Source organism: Streptomyces sp. NPDC127084 (assembly GCF_042724175.1).
Taxonomy (GTDB): Bacteria; Actinomycetota; Actinomycetes; order Streptomycetales; family Streptomycetaceae; genus Streptomyces.
The window spans coordinates 1-1,911 of record NZ_JBHXFA010000294.1 but is presented as its reverse complement, the minus strand read 5'-3'; the positions used below and the strand labels follow the sequence as shown (position 1 = coordinate 1,911).

At 68.8% G+C, this 1,911-nt stretch carries 2 protein-coding genes; both read right to left on the bottom strand.

Annotation, left to right across the window (positions count from 1 at the left end; translation table 11 throughout):
- Positions 1–124: 124 nt before the first annotated feature.
- Complete coding sequence (locus ACFWI9_RS33320) at positions 125–1,003, bottom strand: Ig-like domain-containing protein (protein WP_387168768.1); 879 nt, start codon at positions 1,001–1,003, stop codon at positions 125–127.
- Positions 1,004–1,200: 197 nt separating this feature from the next.
- The coding region (locus ACFWI9_RS33315; protein ID WP_387168765.1) for a DUF11 domain-containing protein at positions 1,201–1,911 on the bottom strand (711 nt) is incomplete at its 5' end.

The window sequence follows — 1,911 nt, the reverse complement described above, 5'->3', positions numbered from 1 at the left end:
CGGCTGGGAGACCCCAGCCGAGCGCTTCACCGAGCTACTGATAGACGCCCCTAACACTCCACGTGTTGCGACAATTTGTTGAATCCACCATGAGAGGCGGGGCCACGACCCGGGCGGTCATCGTTTACAGGGCTCGCCCGAGGATTTGGGGCGTGCTGTGCCCGGTCATGCCGTGCGGCTTGTGGGGCCGGTGTGGCTTGTTCGGCTTGTAGGGCTTGTAGGGGTGGTGAGGCCGGGGGTAGTGCGGCCTCACCGGTGCGGTGACGGTCACGGTCACCGGATCGCCGGTGGTGGTGCCCTCAGAGTTGGTGGCGGTCGGGGTGAAGGTATGTACGCCCCTGGTCACCGTCGCGGTGCAAGTCCAGTTTCCGGAGTCGTCGACGATGGCGGTGCAGACCACCGTGTCGTTCTCATCGGTGATGGTGACGGTGTCCCCCGGCCCTCCGGTACCGGTGAAGACGATGGTGCAGCGTCGGCCCGTACGCGCGGAGTCGGAGGAGGCGCTGGGGCGCTCGCCACACCTGATGGTGGACCCGTCGGCCGGGCTGGTGATCACCGGCGCGGTGGGGGGCTCGACGGTATCGATGGTCACGGTCACCGGCTCACCGACAGTGCTGCCGAAAGCATTGGTCGCGGTCGGGGTGAAGGTATGCTCCCCGTCCGCGATCGGCGTGGCGGCGGTACACGTCCAGTTCCCCGAGCCATCGACGGTGGCGGAGCAGATCACGTTGTCGTTCTCATCCGTGACCGTGACGGTGTCCCCCGCCCCACCGGTACCCGTGAACGTGGGCGTGCTGTCGTTGACGGTGGACCCATCAGCCGGACTGGTAATCACCGGAGCAGCCGGGAGGGCAGCGATGGTCACGGTCATCGGCTCACCGGTGGGGGCGGCATTTCGGCGATCGGCTTCCGCGATGTCGGCCTCGTCCCGCAGCCGCCGGAGCTCTTCGAGTTTCTCTATGGGGATCAGGGCGGCAGCCAGCTGGCCGTAGTCGCTGATCACAAAGTGCTCGCGGCCATGGCGGACACGGCTGACCAGTTGCCCTAGCTCGTTGGGAGCCTGCAGTGGCGAGCAGTTGGAACGGCTCGCCGGGCTCGGACTCGAATGGGCAGCGCAGGCGTCGGCGTAGCGCGAGGCCTGGCCTGGCTGATGGTGGGTGCCCGGAGCAGAGCCTCCCCGGGCACCCACCGTCTTGCATATCAGGTGTCGCGGCCGACCTTCAGAACCAACACGGTTCCTCGTCGGCCTGGTAGAGAGGACGCGGAACGCCGGAGATCAGCCGATGCCGCATGGCGTACGTCCCGGCCACCGGCTGGGGTGTACGCCGTGCGGCTTACGTGGCTACTGCTGGCGGGGCCGGGGCGGTGGCCATGGTTCGGTCGGTCGTGACCCGGCTTGCCATAGCCGGGCTTCTTCCCGGGCTTGCCGTATCCGGGCTTGCCGTATCCGGGCTTGCCGTACGGCGGCTTGGGCTTGGGGGTCGGCTTGGGTTCGGCCCGCTTGACCGCGGTGGTCGCCGTGGCGGTGCTGGTGTCGGTGGTACCGCCTCCGGAGACCGTGGCGGTGTTCGTGACCTGGGCCGGCGCATCGGAGGAGACGTTGACCGTGAGGGTGATCGGCGGGTAGCTCTCACCGGGGTCGAGGGCGTCGGTCCGGGTGCAGGTCAGGGTGGCGAGGACGCAGGTCCAGCCGGTACCCGACAGGCTCGCCGCCGTAAGGCCGGCGGGGAGGGTGTCGGTGAGGGTGACCGTGGTGCCGTCGGTCGCCCCGTCACCGCTGTTGGTCACGGTCAGCGTGTACGTGCCCTGGCCGCCCGGGGTGAACGTCCCGCCGACGGTCTTCAGCAGCGTGAACGCCGGCGCTGTCGGAACCGGCACCACCGCGATCGCCACCCCGACGGGGCCGTTGCC